The organism is Candidatus Limnocylindrales bacterium (assembly GCA_035559535.1).
Classification (GTDB): Bacteria; Moduliflexota; Moduliflexia; order Moduliflexales; family JAUQPW01; genus JAUQPW01.
Genome location: DATMBG010000006.1, coordinates 79,174 through 96,434, shown reverse-complemented (window position 1 = coordinate 96,434; position 17,261 = coordinate 79,174). Strand labels below are relative to the sequence as shown.

General features: G+C 45.9%; 16 protein-coding genes. 13 read left to right on the top strand and 3 right to left on the bottom strand.

Going from position 1 to position 17,261, the window contains the following annotated elements:
• The first annotated feature begins 225 nt into the window (after window positions 1-225).
• The 8 genes from VNM22_01460 (at window position 226) to VNM22_01425 (ending at window position 7,091) form a co-directional block, all read left to right on the top strand.
• A complete protein-coding gene (locus VNM22_01460; protein ID HWP45804.1) occupies window positions 226-2,070 on the top strand; it encodes a cbb3-type cytochrome c oxidase subunit I in 1,845 nt (614 codons plus the stop codon).
• 173 nt (window positions 2,071-2,243) lie between these two features.
• Window positions 2,244-3,278 (top strand): COX15/CtaA family protein, encoded by a 1,035-nt coding sequence (locus tag VNM22_01455; protein HWP45803.1) that lies wholly within the window; start codon window positions 2,244-2,246, stop codon window positions 3,276-3,278.
• Window positions 3,278-4,180 carry a heme o synthase gene (gene cyoE, locus VNM22_01450; GenBank protein ID HWP45802.1) on the top strand — a complete coding sequence of 301 codons (903 nt, stop codon included), beginning with the start codon at window positions 3,278-3,280 and terminating at the stop codon, window positions 4,178-4,180. Before VNM22_01455 ends, cyoE begins: the two co-directional genes overlap by 1 nt.
• A 280-nt stretch (window positions 4,181-4,460) precedes the next feature.
• On the top strand, window positions 4,461-5,162 hold the full coding sequence (locus VNM22_01445; GenBank protein ID HWP45801.1) for a heme-copper oxidase subunit III: 702 nt from the start codon (window positions 4,461-4,463) through the stop codon (window positions 5,160-5,162).
• A gap of 101 nt (window positions 5,163-5,263) precedes the next feature.
• Window positions 5,264-5,545, top strand: a complete 282-nt coding sequence (locus VNM22_01440; GenBank protein ID HWP45800.1) for a hypothetical protein — start codon at window positions 5,264-5,266, stop codon at window positions 5,543-5,545.
• Window positions 5,546-5,548: 3 nt separating this feature from the next.
• Window positions 5,549-6,181 carry a cytochrome c oxidase subunit 3 gene (locus VNM22_01435; protein ID HWP45799.1) on the top strand — a complete coding sequence of 211 codons (633 nt, stop codon included), beginning with the start codon at window positions 5,549-5,551 and terminating at the stop codon, window positions 6,179-6,181.
• 17 nt (window positions 6,182-6,198) lie between these two features.
• Window positions 6,199-6,525: a cytochrome C oxidase subunit IV family protein gene (locus tag VNM22_01430; GenBank protein HWP45798.1), complete on the top strand. Its 327-nt coding sequence runs from the start codon at window positions 6,199-6,201 to the stop codon at window positions 6,523-6,525.
• Between the two features lie 119 nt (window positions 6,526-6,644).
• Window positions 6,645-7,091 (top strand): DUF420 domain-containing protein, encoded by a 447-nt coding sequence (locus VNM22_01425; GenBank protein ID HWP45797.1) that lies wholly within the window; start codon window positions 6,645-6,647, stop codon window positions 7,089-7,091.
• 294 nt (window positions 7,092-7,385) lie between these two features.
• Here the strand turns inward: VNM22_01425 and VNM22_01420 are convergent, their stop codons facing one another.
• Window positions 7,386-8,924, bottom strand: a complete 1,539-nt coding sequence (locus VNM22_01420; protein ID HWP45796.1) for an amidase — start codon at window positions 8,922-8,924, stop codon at window positions 7,386-7,388.
• Window positions 8,925-9,747: 823 nt separating this feature from the next.
• Here VNM22_01420 and VNM22_01415 point away from each other — a divergent pair.
• The 3 genes from VNM22_01415 (at window position 9,748) to VNM22_01405 (ending at window position 13,358) form a co-directional block, all read left to right on the top strand.
• Entirely contained in the window at window positions 9,748-10,305 is a 558-nt protein-coding gene (locus VNM22_01415) for a hypothetical protein (GenBank protein ID HWP45795.1), read from the top strand.
• A gap of 657 nt (window positions 10,306-10,962) precedes the next feature.
• Window positions 10,963-12,048, top strand: a complete 1,086-nt coding sequence (locus VNM22_01410) for a mandelate racemase/muconate lactonizing enzyme family protein (GenBank protein ID HWP45794.1) — start codon at window positions 10,963-10,965, stop codon at window positions 12,046-12,048.
• Between the two features lie 116 nt (window positions 12,049-12,164).
• Window positions 12,165-13,358 (top strand): cobalamin-independent methionine synthase II family protein, encoded by a 1,194-nt coding sequence (locus tag VNM22_01405; protein HWP45793.1) that lies wholly within the window; start codon window positions 12,165-12,167, stop codon window positions 13,356-13,358.
• Window positions 13,359-13,668: 310 nt separating this feature from the next.
• Here VNM22_01405 and VNM22_01400 read toward each other — a convergent pair whose 3' ends face one another.
• Together VNM22_01400 and prmA are read right to left on the bottom strand one after the other, a co-directional pair.
• Window positions 13,669-14,409, bottom strand: a complete 741-nt coding sequence (locus tag VNM22_01400) for a 16S rRNA (uracil(1498)-N(3))-methyltransferase (protein ID HWP45792.1) — start codon at window positions 14,407-14,409, stop codon at window positions 13,669-13,671.
• A 45-nt stretch (window positions 14,410-14,454) separates the two neighbouring features.
• Entirely contained in the window at window positions 14,455-15,384 is a 930-nt protein-coding gene (prmA, locus tag VNM22_01395) for a 50S ribosomal protein L11 methyltransferase (GenBank protein HWP45791.1), read from the bottom strand.
• A gap of 252 nt (window positions 15,385-15,636) precedes the next feature.
• Between prmA and mce the strand changes: the two genes are divergently transcribed.
• Together mce and VNM22_01385 are read left to right on the top strand one after the other, a co-directional pair.
• Window positions 15,637-16,044, top strand: a complete 408-nt coding sequence (gene mce / locus VNM22_01390; GenBank protein ID HWP45790.1) for a methylmalonyl-CoA epimerase — start codon at window positions 15,637-15,639, stop codon at window positions 16,042-16,044.
• 101 nt (window positions 16,045-16,145) lie between these two features.
• Window positions 16,146-17,174 (top strand): carbohydrate kinase family protein, encoded by a 1,029-nt coding sequence (locus VNM22_01385; GenBank protein HWP45789.1) that lies wholly within the window; start codon window positions 16,146-16,148, stop codon window positions 17,172-17,174.
• Window positions 17,175-17,261 lie beyond the last annotated feature (87 nt).

Sequence of the window (17,261 nt, the reverse complement as noted above, 5' to 3'; positions counted from 1 at the left end):
TCAGGAAAGGTGTAGGACCTGTGCCAAAGAAAACAGAACCAACTTTAACCAAGAATCTAAACCATCTTTGCCTCTCTGGTTGTTTTTGCAGTGGACGGGATGGTTAAGCGGTGCTTGGGTTGATGAACCAGAGATAAGGGGTTGTAAGGGGAAACGCCGTTTCAGAGGATTTTGCTGAGTATGAAGTGACGTTTCGCTTTACAACCCTCTAACTAAAAACAAACGATGAGTGAATCCAGAGCAGCCAAAGGTACGCATGAAGTGCATGAAGCCCATGCTCATCCTGGCTTTGTGCGCACATACATCTTTTCAACCGACCATAAGATGATAGGTCGGCAGTTCCTCTTTATGGGTTTGTTCATGTTAATCATCGGGGGATTAATGGCCATGTTAATCCGATGGGAACTGGCCTTTCCTGAAAAACCACTACCGATCATCGGCGCTTCAAAAGAATTTATCGATACCGGGGAGCCCAAAACAAGCATGGATCAAACCTGGGCCGAATGGTTATCGAAACCCGAAAGCGAACAAAACTGGTTAACCAAAAACATGCCCATGGGTGCCATCACCGCACCGCTCTATAATTCCCTCTTTACCATGCATGCCACATTGATGATCTTCTTCGTGGTCATGCCTATTATGGTCGGTGGTTTTGGAAACTTTCTTATTCCCCTTACCATTGGGGCCCGGGATATGGCCTTCCCGACTCTTAATATGCTTTCCTTCTGGGTTGGCCTTCTATCCGGTATTATCATGTTAGCAAGTCTTTTTGTCCCAGGCGGGCCTGCAGCAGCAGGTTGGACCTCCTATGCACCACTTACGGCTAAAGTGGAATATACAGGTGTAAATTGGGGACAGAATCTATGGTGTATCAGCCTTATTGTCATGGGTATCTCTTCGCTTATGGGATCCATTAATTATATTACCACCATCATCAACATGCGGGCCCCTGGGATGACCTTTTTCCGAATGCCGCTGATAACCTGGTCCCTTTTCATTACAGCCATTCTCCTTCTGCTGGCCCTTCCGGTGTTAACTTCAGCCCTGGCTATGCTACTGTTTGATCGTATGCTTGGAACCCATTTCTTCCTTCCAGAAGGAGGTGGGGAGCCTATCCTCTGGCAACACCTCTTCTGGTTCTTCGGTCACCCCGAAGTTTACATTCTAGTTCTTCCCGCCATGGGGGTTACTTCGGAAGTTCTGTCTGTTTTTTCCCGTAAACCAATCTTCGGCTATCGGGGGATGGTATTTGCCATGACGGCCATTGCTTTCCTCTCCTGGGTCGTCTGGGGTCATCATATGTTTGTCAGCGGCATGAATCCCCTCATTGGGGCTACTTTCATGATGACCACCATGGTCATTGCCGTTCCTTCGGCCATCAAAACCTTTAACTGGTTAGGTACCCTGTGGGGAGGATCTATTCGATTTACAACCCCTATGCTTTTTGGCCTTGCCTTCGTGTCCAATTTCGTTATCGGTGGATTAAGCGGGATCTTTATGGCTTCAACACCGGTAGATATCTTCATCCATGATACCTATTATATTGTCGCTCATTTCCACTACGTGGTTGCCGGAATTATCTTTGCTATTTTCGCCGCTATTACTTACTGGTTCCCCAAAATGTTCGGTCGTATGATGAACGAAACCCTGGGAAAAATCCATGCAATTCTCACCTTCATCTTCTTCAATGCAACCTTCTTCCCCATGCATATTCTGGGTGTGGGTGGACATATGCGCCGGATCTTCAACCCCATGCAGTATGAATTCTTACATCCCCTCCAACCTATTAATGTGTTTATCAGCATAAGTGCTTTCTGCCTGGGGGCCGTTCAGCTTATTTTCCTGTTTAATTTCATCTGGAGTTTGTTCGCCGGAAAACGGGCGGATCGAAATCCCTGGCATGCCAATACTTTGGAGTGGACAACCCCTTCACCCCCTCCCCATGGTAATTTCGATAAAATTCCCACAGTCTATAGGGGCCCCTATGAGTATAGCTCCCCTGAAGTAGCCGAAGACTGGCTGCCTCAAGATCGGCGATTGGAAACAACCACAGCCAAAGGGGCGCATTAAAATTCTGTACCAACGACTTCCGTTACCGTCTACTCTCTCTAAAAAATCACTCAAGTCGTTGGTACAAACCACAAACTCCCATGAATCTGATTTTAAGGGCGGTAGCAAGGGTTTTAGTTGTTGGAAACAACTAAAACCCTTGCTACTTCTTCTTGATTAAGCAAACAGGCAAAGTGAATAACATCTGGCTTCATCGATTTGCGGTTTTAACGGCAGGAGCCACTTTTATATTGATCTTTATAGGAGGTCTGGTTACCAGTACGGGTTCGGGTCTGGCCGTTCCAGATTGGCCTCTCTCCTTTGGACAGTTCTTTCCTCCCATGGAAGGTGGCGTGTTATTTGAACACGGCCATCGTATGGCTGCTACGCTGGTTGGATTTCTTATGACGCTATTAGCTATCTGGATTTACTGGCAAGAATCCAGAAGATGGGTTCGACGGCTTGGACTTATAGCCCTACTGGCCATTATCCTGCAAGGCCTTCTCGGCGGCATTACGGTTCTCCTCAAGCTACCCACTTCGGTCTCCGTAGCCCATGCCTGTCTCGCACAAGCCTTTTTCTGTTTAACCATAGCCCTGGCCGTTTTCACGAACCCAAACTGGGGAAAAGATAGTAAGGGAGGAGGGAAGTATGGGAGTACCGGAGAAAGAAAGTATGGGCGTGTGGGAGCATGGGAGTATGAAGGTGCAGAGGTGAAGACTCATCCACACCCCCACATCTCTGCTCTCTCCCTAACCCGGTTAGGTGCTTTGACAACAGCCGTTATTTATGTCCAACTCATTTTAGGTGCTATTATGCGCCATATGGGTGCCGGCCTTGCAATCCCGGATTTTCCGCTGGCCTTTGGTCGGCTCGTACCACCTTTGGAATCTTCGGCGGTTCTGATTCACTATCTACATCGGTTGGGGGCTCTGCTGGTTACGCTCTGTATTAGCTGGACCGTGATCCATATTATTCGACAGCATCGCCAAGAATCTTTCTTACTTCGTCCAGGATTACTGTTGATAGGGCTTTTGATTCTACAAATCGCGCTGGGAGCCTTTACAATCTGGACATTTAAGGCGGTGCTTCCTACAACCCTGCATGTGACGGTAGGTGCAGCCATTCTGGCAACCAGCCTAATTTTAACACTTCGATCTTATCAGGTATCCAAGGAGCTAGAACCTGGAGCAGATCGGGGACTTACTTCTGGGGAGGTACTGGCCTGATGTTACAAATGGAAATAAGGGATGTGGAACTGATCCGTAAGTGGAGGCGAGCGGTAGATTTCCTGGAACTTACGAAACCTCGGGTGGTCTTGATGATTTTAATAACTACGTGTATAGGTTTTTATATAGGATCTAAAGAAACTGTGGATGGAATCGCTTTACTTTATACACTGATGGGGACTACCCTTGCAGCCGGAGGTACCCTTGCCTTGAATCAGTATATGGAGCGTGAGGCCGATGCCTGTATGAAGCGTACACGCTTTAGACCACTACCAGATGGCCGAATTCAACCGGTTGAGGCCTTAGCTTTTGGAGTGGCAATCACGCTGGGCGGGCTTCTTTACCTGGCTCTTCTCACAAATCTGTTAAGTGCCCTGATTACCGGGATCATCGTAATCAGCTATCTTTTTCTTTATACCCCCTTGAAAAAGAAAACTTCACTTTGTAGTATCGTAGGGGCAGTTCCCGGGGCCTTACCACCTGTGGTAGGATGGACTGCCGCCCGAGGTGAGTTGGGCGTAGGAGCCTGGATCCTGTTTGCTATTCTGTTTCTATGGCAGATTCCCCACTCCCTGGCAATTGCCTGGCTGTATCGTGAAGACTATACCCGAGCAGGGATGAAGCTACTCCCTGTGATTAGCCCGGACGGTAAGAGTACAGGTTATCAGATTATAAACCATTGCCTGGCTCTGTTAACGGTAAGTCTTTTGCCGACTCTCATTGGACTTGCCGGATCACTTTATTTTTTCTCGGCCCTTGTGCTGGGGATTCTATTCCTGGGTTATGGCTTGGATCTCGCGGTTTCTCGCTCCTTAGAAGCCGCGCGACGCCTGTTGCTTGCTTCTGTTGTATATCTTCCCTTACAACTCGGAATCTGGGCCTTGGATAAAAAATGGTTTTAACAAACGAGGAACGTAGAACCGCAGATAAAAATCGTCGAGTAGCCGCTATATTGATGGCAATTATAGTTCTACTTGTTATCATTGCCATCGTTGTTGCGATTTTGAAGTAAAGTCGGTTACTATGTTTTTACATTTTTGTAAATTGTCGATTTTGTTTATCCATGAAGGACCCCTTTTGAGACACGGGGACATTTCCCCGCGTCCCCATATCTCCATGTCCCTCTGTCTCCGCGTCTCAAAAGGAGCCCTTCGTAGATGAACATTTCAAAGCTGTTAGAAAATGCCTAAAGAAACTTTAGACTCTGTAATAGATCCCCTTGAGATTGAAAGTATTGGAGAGGGTCCACCTCCGCCCATCCCTGAACCTCCTTTTGGTCCAGACGATGACGATGATGGGGATTTTATGGATTCTCAGATGAACAATGCCTATGTGGGTATGGTCCTATTTATAGGGGCCGAGGTCATGTTGTTTGCCGGACTCATCGGAGCTTTTCTTCTCTTCCGCTTCGGAAGTGCGGTCTGGCCACCACCTTTTCAACCTCGCTTACCAGTTTTTGTAACCGGAATTAATACGGCCATTTTACTTTTGAGTGGCTATACCATGCATCAGGCCCTTCAGGCTATTCAAAACAGAAATTATCAACAACTGGCCAATAAACTTTTGGTTACGGCCTGCCTTGGATTGACCTTTTTGGTCATTCAGGGATACGAATGGATCCGACTCATCCGGTTTGGTCTTACACCTTCATCGGGCGTATATGGATCTACTTTTTATGTGTTGATTGGTACACACGGTACCCATGTCCTGGGAGCTGTAATTTGGTTGTTGATCTTGCTTTTCAGAGTAAGAAGGAGAAACAACCCCTTGGATCGCCTTTATTTTATGACCCGGCATTACATCGGTGTGAAGATCTGCGGAATGTATTGGTATTTTGTAGTTGCTCTCTGGCCGGTTCTTTACACACTGGTGTATTTAAGCTGATTAAGAATACGAAACGTGAAACGTAATCCATAAAAACGCAGAAGATAAAATATTAACCGAACACGCTTTACGTTTTACGTTTCGCGTTTTAGGTAGGTAATATGCTTTACTCTTTCATCAACCGCTATGTATTACCCGTTTTAGGAACTATGATGACGATGCTCACTCCCATGATTGCCCAGGCCTGTGCAGTCTGTATGGATGCATCCGATGATCCTATAAGCCAGGGCCTTCGGTGGAGTCTTCGATTCATGATGGCAATGCCCTTCACGGTTGCTGGAGCCATTGCAGGGATATTGCTTTACTCCAGACGTCGGCGTGTACGGACCCGATTCAATAAGAACGTCCGTGTAACGCCCGGCCTGGACATAAAAGGAGAATAGAAATTGAACGAAGCTACCCTTACACATGCACATGTAGGTGTCGAACCAGCAGAATCGCCCCTTACACCCGAAAGTTGGGGTAAACTGGGAATGTGGATATTCCTTGCCGGAGATGCCATGTCTTTTGGAACCCTACTGGCCGGTTATGGGGCTATACGAGCGGGAAGTGCCGATTGGCCTGTTCCATCCCATGTACTGGGAATTCAGTTAACAGCCTTTATGACCTTCCTGCTGATCTGTAGTAGTGTAACCATGGTAAAAGCCCTGTCTGCAAGCAAAAGGGGTGACCGAAAAGCATTTGTTAAATTTATCTTGATGACCATCGCCGGGGGAACCCTTTTCCTGGGAATGCAGGCCTATGAATGGACCCACTTGATCCATGGAAAACACGTAACTTTCACCAGTAATCCCTATGGAGCCTGGCTTTTTGGTACCACTTTCTTCGCCATTACAGGATTCCATGGCGCTCACGTTACAGGAGGAGTTCTGTATCTTTCCGTGGTCTTACTTCTAGGACTCATTGCCGGAAAATTCTCACAAAAGAATTTCCCCAATATTGTCGAAATAGCTGCTTTGTACTGGCACTTTGTAGATCTTGTCTGGATTTTGGTATTTACATTTGTTTATCTGATCTAAGGAAAGGGGAGAAAAAGATGGAAAACGTCCATAAAGAACCTAACTACATGGCTGTGTTTTATTGGCTGGGAGCCCTAACCATTGCCGAACTTGTTGTAATTTACTTACCCATTAGCAAATTAGTTATAGGCGCCCTTCTTATCCTGCTAGCCCTGAGCAAAGCTTCGCTGGTTGCCTTATACTATATGCATCTTAAATTTGAAAAACGTACCCTGGGAATCATTGCCCTTACACCTCTAATTATCTGTTCCTTGCTGGTATTCTCTCTTCTTCCAGACCTGACCGCTGTTCATCATAGATCACGGGCCACAGCATCACAGGTAGTACCCGCTGAACATAAGTAATCCCGAAAGGTTATAAGGGCGATCTCTACGATCGCCCTTCCGGGCCGGTAATAAAGTGAATCTGTTCCTCCGAGACCTTAGGAAAGCTTGGGTCCTTATACCGACCGGAACCGGAAAAAGTGTCTTTCTCAGATTATCTTTTAAAAATCGTGATTTCAATCTCCGACTTACCAACCGTTAACGCCATTTTAAATGGAATCAGTGCCCTCTTTTTGATGGCCGGATTTCTCTTTATCAAACAAAAAAAGGTGACCGCTCATAAGACCTGCATGCTGCTAGCCTTTATGACATCGATTCTGTTCCTTATTTCTTACCTGACCTATCATTATCAGGTAGGTTCGGTACGTTTTACCAGACAGGGCTGGATTCGACCGGTCTATTTTACAATCCTTATTTCCCACACCCTCCTTGCTGCCGGGATTGTTCCTCTGGCTTTGATAACCCTTTATCGAGCATGGAAAGAACAGTTTGTCAAGCATAGGAAGATTGCCCGGTGGACCCTTCCTATTTGGCTCTATGTCTCGGTAACTGGAGTGGTAGTATATTGGATGCTATATAAACTTTAAGCCGGTGGAGCTAATGGGACTGTAAAGCGGTGTAATAAGGAAGTTCCCAAACCCCCTTAAGCCTTTGAGTTGGTCTTTTTCCCGATTAGCATGTTTAAAGCTTATTGAGGTAAACAAAATTCGAACCGATTGAAGGGTTTTACTTACACAAAACCGTATTGTGGAAATCAAGATTGCCAAGGAATAAAAGTGGGGAAGTAAGAAAAAGCGAAGGGGCACGTTACAACGTGCCCCTACAAGTTCTCCCGTTATCCGGGTTAATTCCGGGTTTAAGGTATATCGTATTAAATACCCCTATGGGTTATACATTCCCGTTTGTTGGAATGCATGGGCAGCTCGAAGAACCACATCATCTTCAAAGTGACGCCCGATAAGCATCATCCCTATAGGAAGTCCATTGGATTTAGCACAAGGTACATTCATCGCAGGGTGGCCGGTAACATCAAAGGGACAGGTATTTTGGATCATTCCCAGGGCTGTTTTAAAATACTCCTCGCATGTGGGATTCTCGATGAGAGGCATGGCCTTCATGGGAAGGGTTGGCATAACCAGCAAATCAACCTTTTTTAAGGCATCGTCATAGGCAGCCCTCAACACTCTACCCAGGTTTTGGGCTTTACCATAATAACGACCAAAATACTTGTTGGCCATGTACTGTCCCATTAAGATTACCATCTTGGTGGTATCAGAAAATTGATCGGCCAATGCCCGCCGACCCCTTCCATAGTAATCTACCAGAGAAGTTGTATAGTAGCCTTTCCAATTGAGTCCCATACCATCGGTACGAATCATCTGGAGGGTAGCCCCTTCGATGGCAATGGGGTTCCAAATATGGATACCGTCTCGGTGCAGGGGGATAGAGATTTCTTCAACATGGGCTCCAAGCTTACTCAACGAAAAAGCCGCTTCCTTCACCGCCCGGTCTACGTCTTCTTCCGAAGCACCCGGCCATCCAAAGCCTTCCTGAACAATCCCAATTCTGAGATCTTTGACATTGCCGGTCAAGGCCTGGGTATAAGGCTTGGTCTCGATTTTCCCTCTCTGACGTGGATCCAGAGGATCTTCTCCAGCAATAACTTCCAATAAAAGGGCTACATTTTCCACGGTCATTGCAATGGGACCTGTATGATCCAGGGTCTGCTCGATGGGAAAAATACCGGTATAAGGAACCAGCCCGTAGGTTGGCTTTAAACCGTAGGTTCCGCACCAACAACTGGGTATACGAATGGAACCTCCCTGGTCTCCCCCTATGGCCATATCACAATCTCCATGGGCAACCAAAGCCGCACTCCCGCTCGAGGATCCACCTGCAGAGTACTTGGGATTATGGGGATTACGGACGGGGCCGGTCGCTGAAGTATGCGAACCCCCTGAAAAACATAGATCCTCACAAACGGCTTTTCCAATAATCTCACCTCCGGCATCGAGTATACGGGTTACAATGGTGGCATCTACATCGGGGATATAACCCTCTAAGATCGCAGACCCGTTCATCATCGGGATACCGGCTACACAGACATTGTCTTTGATGGCAATCTTCTTACCGACCAGCTTCCCTGTATCGGCTCCCTTAATCGAACATCGCCAGTACCAGGCATTTAAGGGATTTTCCTGCGGTGAGGGCCTATATCCCGGATTACGATCGTACTTAACCGGAAGCTTCGGTTCCACCATCTCGGCAATCCTTCTGTACGAGGCAAGGGACCCTTCGATGAGCGTTTGAAAGACCTTTAAGTCCTCTTGACTGAGATTCATGTGATATTCTCTGGCAATGGCACTCAACTCCTCAAGGGTCGGGGGAGTAATTCCCCGGGTATTGTTTCCAACGGTCATAAAACACCTCCTGATCCTTAAATTAATCACTATTTACTTTTCTAAAGTCCAATACCGGACTACTCCAGGCTTAATAAATGAAGTCAGGGAGATTTTAGCTTTTTTAAGTAAAAAGTCAATAAATAAAAAAATATGGGTAACTGGAACCATCTAATAGGTATCACGTTTTTCTGTCTATACACCCTTCATTCCTCCATAGGTGCCAGGTTAAAGCGCTCCCACCCTGTTCCTCCCACGTTTCACCTAACCATTACCCACATTTTTTCATTTCAGGGGATTAATAACTGGTTTAGCTATCTTGCTGGTTGAGTAGCGAAATGTATCGAATCCCCTTCGTGAGGGAAAAATTCCTCTTTTTGCAAGGTGGGTCAACCGGGATGATTGACCTACTAACCGTTTTGAGCCCATCCTCCTAAATCGAAAAATGTGGGTAAAAATAAGCCCGTTTCACAGGGGAAGGACCTTCGCCTTAAAGTTCCTTCCCCTGCAAAGGAAGGAAGATCAGGAAGGGAAGCCCCTCAGAAATCTCACTCTTATCCTGGGACCTATGCCCCATTCCCCCTCAAGGGAGGGATTATGGAGAATAGTGAATGGGATAAAGATAACTACCCGTCATTGGCTATTTCGCCACTCATTATTCACCTTATATGCAAAAAAGAGTTGACAATTCCATAAGGAACGGGATAGTAATGACCAAAAGATAGAAATAATATAGAAAAGATGTTTGGCATAGGGTTCCATGGGAGAAATTTTGAAATTTTTACAGCGCGATCCTGCTGAAGAAATTTTTCTATGATCCCATACCTGAAAGGAGTACCGGATCATGGCAAAGACAATCATCTTTCCCGTCCACGGGGCGGGAAACGTGGGGGTGGTCGTTCTTACCCTTATGGTTTTGTTAAGCACGTACCGTTCTATCCCTGCTCAATCCCTACCTATTCCCCAGATACAACCCTGTAAAAATCAATTGGTGCAGGGAAAAGCCATAGGGAGTATTGCAAGTAGAAAAGATGAGAACCATTCGGGGGAATTTACCGTCACCATAGAAGTAAAGTGTCATCAAGGTCAAATACAGAATTTCCCCTATCACCTGGAAATAGATGCGTATACATTGAATGATACCCAAGTCCGGCATAGAATCGCCGTTGACCGCTTTGATCAGTTGACTTCACTGGGAAAAGCCGTAACACCGACTGTTTTTCTTACCGGAACCTGTACCGTGGATCAGGAGGAAATTCCCGGTTGTCGGTTCTGGCTGATGCTTGTAGACAACAAGGAAGAGTCTGATATGATCAGTTTTCTGATAGTGGATGGAGCCGGGAAGCGGATAGCCTATGGTACCGGGTCCCTTAAGGCTGGAGATATAGGGATTCAGGAGTAGGTCAAACGTCTCGTTTGACCTTAATGAATAAAATCTCCGAAATGTCAAACGAGACGTTTGACCTACTACACTGTTACCTTAATTTTGACCTTCTAGTACTGCTTTCACTCCCCGATTCCCCTCTCCCGCAGCGTGGGAGAGGGGCCGGGGGTGAGGACCACTTAAACATTAAGCAAAATTAAAGTAACAGTATACTACTCTTTAAAAACGAGACGTTTGACCTACTCTTTAATGAATCTGTTTACCATCTGCAAATTTCAGGAGTTGAGTCCTGTTTAACCTTCCTCTCAAAATATGGAGTTCTTCCGGGTTAAATTGTAGAATCGTCGTTTCCCACAGAGCAGGTTAACCAGAGGGAGTTGTGGAGCGAGATTCAGATGGGGCGAACTGCTTGAAAGGCCCTGTAAAATAGGAAAGTCCAAAGACCCGACCATTGTAAAAAACGGATATTTATGTTTCTTAGACTGCTTCTACTCCCTTGTCAAAAAGTTAAGTTTCTGTAGAGAAAGCTTATTTTTTTCTTGCTCCAAACTGAGTTTTCGTGTATCATTTTGCTTTTATAAAGTGGGATAAGAAAGAGATATTCGGGATGAAGGTATGGGAATACCTGATTCTAAAACTGTTCCAATAGGAATCTATAAAAGGGAGAATGGTGGAATGAAAATAAAACAGGTTAAAACTACCTTGTTATCTCTTCCCCTCAAACGGGAATTGGCTACCTCTATTCATCGGGTCCACACAGTTGAAACGGTCCTGGTAGAAACCGTTACTGAGAGTGGTATAGAAGGATTCGGTTTGGTATTTACCTTTAGCCAGCATCAGACCAGGGCTTTGAAGGCTATGGTCGAGGATCTAGCTCAAGTCGTAACCGGAGAGGAAGTTGAATTTGTGGAAAAAATTTGGGAGAAAATGTGGAAGCGGATTAATTTTGTGGGATGGAGCGGTTTACCGGTAATGGCCCTGTCTGCTATTGATACGGCCCTTTGGGATATCATAGGAAAATTAGCAGAAATGCCTTTGTACAAAATATTTGGAGGGTGCCGAAATAAACTACTGGTCTATCACAGTGGTGGTCAGTGGTTGTCCTACTCCAAAGAGGATCTGATTGCAGAAGCCAAAGAATTTGTAGGTCAAGGATTTAAAGCCTTCAAGATGCGCATCGGGAAACCAACCATGAAAGAGGATCTGGACCGAATCGAAGCCGTTCGGAGGATTATCGGGGATCATATCCTTCTTTCTGTGGATGCCAATCAAGGGTTCACGGTTCATTATGCCATTGAAATGGGGAAACGACTGGCCGACTACAATCTTTATTGGTATGAGGAGCCGGTCCCGGCTAATGATTTAGAGGGAAGTGCTCGGGTTGCTGAAGCAGTGGATACGCCTCTGGCCAGTGGGGAAACAGTCTATACACGGGAGGGAATCTTGCAGATGTTGCAGCATCGAGCTGCCGACATCCTCATGCCGGATCTGGCTCGGATGGGAGGAATCACCGAATGGAGAAAAGCAGCCATTCTGGCCGATTCTTTCCATGTACCTGTTTCTCCCCATATCTATACCGAATTTACTGCACACGCTGCAGCAGCCTCCCCCAATGTTACGATCTGTGAGTATATGCCATGGTTTGATGAATTGATGGTTAATCCCTTTAAAGTTGAGGAGGGTTATTTGATTCTGCCGGAAGAGCCTGGACTGGGATTGACTTTAGATCGGAAGGCCATCGAGAAATATGCTGTGAGATAAAAGGAGTGTAGGGGTGGGAGTATGGGAGTAGGGAAGTATGGGAGTATGGGAGTGGGACTCTCCTATACTCCTACACTCCCATACTCCCCTACTTTCATTACAGAAGGGAGCTTACCGTGCTAAAAGTAACCAAGGACATGATCTTGCCTACTACCATGACCGGATCTTATCCTCGACCTTATTGGTTCACAAAAAGTTTGAATGGGCGTCCCTTTAAGGTAGCCCTGGGAGATTCTATATTTCGTGAACAATACATCGATGCCGTTACCTGTATTATCAATGAGCAAGAGCGGGCCGGATTGGATATTGTAACCGATGGGGATTCGCGGTTTGATCTGGCCGTTGGAGGCAAATCCTGGTTTTTCTATGTTCTTGAACGTTTAGGTGGAATCCAGGGTCATTACGATACTTCACCGGTTTGGGCTACTACGTTCAAACATCGTCCAGGTCATATCTTATGGGAAGTTCAAGAAGCCTATCAACCTCCTGCTGTTGTGGATAAAGTAACCCGAGGACCTCTACAATATGCGGCTCTTTGGAAGGTAGCTCAGCGCTTGACCAGTAAGCCGGTAAAATTCGGAACCATTAGTGCGCAAATCCTCCCTTCGATGCTCTGGAATCAGTATTACTCTTCCGTAAAAGAGCTTATCCTGGAACTTTCCGAAATTATGAACCAGGAATTAAAAGAGTTAGCTGCAGCGGGCTGTCCTTTAATTCAGGTGGAAGAACCCCCTCACCACATGGCTGCCCAGGATCCAGGCATTACAGAGAAAGACCTGGAGTTTTTTACAGAAGCCTTTAACAGGCAGGTTGAGGGAGTAGAGGCTGAGATCTGGGCCCATACCTGCTGGGGAAATCCAAATCAACAAGCCGTCTTTTGGGAAAGGCCCAGCTATGAACGGGCACTTCCTCACCTTCTCCAGTTGAACGCCGACGCTATTACCTTTGAATGTGCCAGTACAGGCGGAAAAGACCTCCCTCTCTTTGGTAAATATAAAACCGATAAAAAAATCGTTATCGGTGTGGTCAGTCACACCAATACCGTTGTGGAACCTCCAGAAGTAGTGGCCAACCTGATTCGAAAAGCTCTGGAGTATATCCCCCCGGAACGGTTAATCATCAGCACCGATTGCGGGTTCGGTCGAGAAGGTCTATCGCGAAGGATCGCTTTTTATAAGTGTGTCGCCCTGGTTCAAGGAACCAATATAGTCCGTAAAGAACTGGGATTACCGGAAGTTTACATTCGAGCAGCAGATCCCAAATTCGCTTTCATAGATGTAAAGGATTTGAAGGGGCAATCCCGGCTGTGAGGATGCGGGGACTTTGGGGCACGGGGATGTTGAAACACGGAGACTCGGAGATACCGAGATACGGAGACATGGGGCGTGGGGACGCTTACAAGGGTAGGTTTTTTGGGCCTAACCCTTCCGACTCTCCTTCCCTCGTGGAGAAGGGAAGAGTTGGGACTCAGGTTATTCCCAAGTTCCCCCTTCCCGCGCCGGGAAGGGGGTTAGGTTAGAAAAAACCTATCCCTAAAAGAGTAGGGGACATAGGGACATTTCCTTGGGTCCTCAAGTCCCTCACTCTTCGCGTCTCCATGTCCCAACATTCCTGCGTCCCTTAAAAGTCTCCCCATTCGTATTGAAGAATTCCCAACACCACAATCGAAACGCTTTCCGTCCTTAGGATCCTCGGCCCTAACGAAACAGTGGAGAATCCTTTCTCCCTGGCTTTTTTTACTTCTTCTGAGGAAAATCCCCCTTCGGGTCCGATAACAACGATTACTTCGTGGACTTCGTTCTGTTGTTCCAAAACTTGCCGGAATCTGATTTCTTTTTCTTCCTCCCAAAAAAGTATCTTAAGTCCTTCAAAATCCCTGGCTAAGAACGATTCAAAGGAGATGAGCGGTTCAATCTCGGGAATCATAACCCGGCCGGATTGTTTAGCCGCTTCTACTGAAATCCGTTGCCAGCGTTCCCGCCTGTATTCAAAGCTCCGTATATCCATTTTAGTTTCCACCCTCTCTGTTTTGAGAGGAATAATTCGATGGACTCCCAGTTCGGTTGCCTTCTGCACAACCAAATCCATTTTACCAGCCTTAGGTAAGGCTTGAGCCAGGGTAATTTTTAAAGGGGATTCTACATTTTTATATTCTTTTTCGAGGATAACGCCTGTTACTTCTTTGGGAGTTTTTTCTGTTATGAGCACATAATATTCTTTTCCGGTTCCATCAAAAACGTAAATCCGATCTCCTTCTCCAAACCGTAATACCTTGGTAATATGCCATACATCTGTACCTCGTATTGTTACCATTGTTCCTCTGATCCATTTTGGATTTACATAAAACCGATTCTGCACCATGGCTCGTATTAAATAGGGGCACAGCTACTCTCAGTTTGTGTATTGCTAACAGGCGAATGTTTGCATACAAACCAGAGCAATCCACTCTCCTTTAAGTTTTTGTTCCTTTATAATCAGTGATTTTTCTTTTAAAGCTTCTATAAATTCCTGTTCTTCAGTTTGTAATATTCCAGATAAGATAAGAAGGCTTGCAGGTTTTAAATACTTCTTTAGAGGCTCTACCAGGGAAAGAATCACCCGGGGCCTTATATTCATAAGAACCAGATCAAAGGGTTCATCTACCTGACCCAGACTCTCTAAAGACCCTAAATATAAGGTTATTTTAGATTGAACGGCATTTTTAATTAAATTTTCTCGGGCATACTGGATGGTAACGGGATCTATTTCTACCCCTAAAACTCGAGAGGCTCCCAGTTTGGCGGCTGCTATGGCCAGAATACCCGAGCCCGTACCTATATCCAGTACCCGAATACCCGGAGATATACTTTCTTCCAATAATTCCAGGCATAACTGGGTTGTTTCATGTTTTCCCGTACCGAAGGCCATTCCTGGATCTATATCGATCACAACCTGATCAGGTTTTGTCTCACAGGATTCCCAGGACGGCTTGATCACCAACCGCTTTCCAACCGGAAAGGGTTTAAAATATTTCTTCCAATTAGACTCCCAGTCTTCTTCCCGAAGAATCCGAGTTTGCAAAGTTTTAGCCCCTACAGAAATCTGATTACTCTCCAACAGGGCCAGATATTTACCGACCTGATCGGTTACCTTCGTGAGATCGACTTTCAAGGGAAAATAGCCTTTGATGAGGCAGTCTTTGACTTCCTTCCTCGAGTCTATCTCCGACTCCGGGAAGGGAGGTAGGGGAGAGTTATCTTCCAAAACCACCCCAGGAGAACCCAGATCCATTAAAAAATTGGAAATCAACTCCTGAGCTTCCTGGGAAGTCATGATGCTTATTTCGATCCATTCCATAACTCTATCGTACATAGCAGGGAAGGGATATATAGGAATTAAATCCTTTTTTATTATGTAGTTTTTTATAGAACGTGTCAACCACGTTTCAGAGGGAAAAGTAATCTACCTTGTTCCGAAGAAAAAGTACTTGACCTTTCGGAGGGTATCCCCTATGTTTAATTTCAAAAAGAAAACAATCCGTACCGAATCCTGAGGTAGGGGCAGGCAAACCATAGGCCCTTACTTCAAGACTCTAAACACAGGGCAGGTATGTTCAAGAAAATAGATCATATCGGAATCGCTGTTAAAAATCTGGATAAGACTGTTGAATTTTATACCAGAGTCCTTGGTCTCAAGCTGGAGGGGGTTCATCAGGTGGATACTTATCAGGTTCGGACAGCTTTTTTTCCCGTAGGTGAGAGTCACCTGGAACTTATTGAGCCGACTCCAGAAAATAAAGGGGTCCAGAAGTTTCTTGAAAAGCGAGGAGAGGGTATTCATCATATTTGTTTTTTAGTGGATGACATTCAAAAGGCACTAGATGCCATGGCCGCCCAGGGTGTTGAGCTCATTGATAAAACTCCCAGACAGGTCAATCCAACCACCAGGGCTGCTTTTGTACATCCTAAAAGTACTGGAGGGGTGCTTATCGAGTTATACGAAAAATCGGAAAAATAGAGTAGAAGAGTCATTTCCTCATTCCCGCGAAATTCCGTTTCATGTCCCCTAAAGAACGGGTTATTCCCAGGTTCCCATGAAACCCGGTTTCGCGTTACCTGTTGAATATTGCTGTTATTGGAACCATCAATCTCGATACCCTCATTTTGCCCGATGGAAAGATCCAGCAAAGCTTTGGGGGAATTCTCTATAATGTTCTGTCCCTGGCTACTCTCCTTCCTGCCGGTGATACCATCTTGCCGATATGCAAAATAGGAGTGGATCACTATGAAGCTATCCTCTCGTTGTGTAAACCTTTTCCCCAGATTCGGCTGGATCACATCCAGAGGGACCCGGGGGGAACCAACGAAAATGTAATTACTTACACCTCTGTGAATACCCGAACAGAAAAACTCGCCTGTCGAGTTTCTCCCCTTTCGTTATCAGAGGTCCAAGGGGGTCTGTCTGCAGAAGCCATACTTGTGAATTTTATCTCCGGATCGGATATTTCGCTGGAAGCCCTGAATTACCTCAAAACCCATAGAACCGGGCTACTCTGTGTGGATGTTCAATGGCTCAGTACCGGTTTAAAGGAGGATGGAACCAAGTTTTTCCGACCTATTCCAGATTGGCGAAAGTGGTTAGACCGGGTAGATATCGTTAAACTGAATGAGAATGAAATCAGAACCTTATCCGATGGGGCAAGTCTTTTAGAAGAGCCCTATCTGCAGACTGCATTAAAACTGATTCGACAGGGGGTTTCGGTGGTATTGATTACCCTTGGATCGGAAGGATCTCAGCTTGTTTATCGAGATGCCGATAATACCATCTATTTTTACGTCTCCCGAGGGGTCCCTCTGGAAAAGGTAGTAGATCCCACCGGCTGTGGAGATGTCTTCATTTCGGCTTTTCTGGCCTACTATGTAAAGGAGCCAGACGTTCTCCGGGCCAATTTGTTTGCCCACGCTGCGGCTGCACTAAATGCACAAAGGGTAGGCTTAACCGGGGTTTATAACCTGGGAAAGGCGAGAAGGCTCATGGAGGAGGTTTACAAAGAAGAATTGAGGCAGATCGCGCAGGGCTATAAAGGGGAAAAACAGGGATCCTGTGAACTTTTAGAAGTAGAAGGAAACGGTTTATATCTTGCATAGCTAAAATAGAGGCGGTCTGCGAAATGCATCTATTTCCCTGAAAAAGCAGACTAAAAGGTGTAAGGATAACGGCTACCTTCTTTCCCC

What these genes read in the sequence shown, in the direction of transcription:
- VNM22_01430 (HWP45798.1), top strand. Translation starts at nt 6,199, where the DNA reads ATGGAAAACGTCCATAAAGAACCTAACTACATGGCTGTGTTTTATTGG.
- VNM22_01445 (HWP45801.1), top strand. Translation starts at nt 4,461, where the DNA reads ATGCCTAAAGAAACTTTAGACTCTGTAATAGATCCCCTTGAGATTGAA.
- prmA (HWP45791.1), bottom strand. Translation starts at nt 15,384, where the DNA reads ATGGAATGGATCGAAATAAGCATCATGACTTCCCAGGAAGCTCAGGAG.
- cyoE (HWP45802.1), top strand. Translation starts at nt 3,278, where the DNA reads ATGTTACAAATGGAAATAAGGGATGTGGAACTGATCCGTAAGTGGAGG.
- VNM22_01460 (HWP45804.1), top strand. Translation starts at nt 226, where the DNA reads ATGAGTGAATCCAGAGCAGCCAAAGGTACGCATGAAGTGCATGAAGCC.
- VNM22_01400 (HWP45792.1), bottom strand. Translation starts at nt 14,409, where the DNA reads ATGGTGCAGAATCGGTTTTATGTAAATCCAAAATGGATCAGAGGAACA.
- VNM22_01410 (HWP45794.1), top strand. Translation starts at nt 10,963, where the DNA reads ATGAAAATAAAACAGGTTAAAACTACCTTGTTATCTCTTCCCCTCAAA.
- VNM22_01420 (HWP45796.1), bottom strand. Translation starts at nt 8,924, where the DNA reads ATGACCGTTGGAAACAATACCCGGGGAATTACTCCCCCGACCCTTGAG.
- mce (HWP45790.1), top strand. Translation starts at nt 15,637, where the DNA reads ATGTTCAAGAAAATAGATCATATCGGAATCGCTGTTAAAAATCTGGAT.
- VNM22_01415 (HWP45795.1), top strand. Translation starts at nt 9,748, where the DNA reads ATGGCAAAGACAATCATCTTTCCCGTCCACGGGGCGGGAAACGTGGGG.
- VNM22_01440 (HWP45800.1), top strand. Translation starts at nt 5,264, where the DNA reads ATGCTTTACTCTTTCATCAACCGCTATGTATTACCCGTTTTAGGAACT.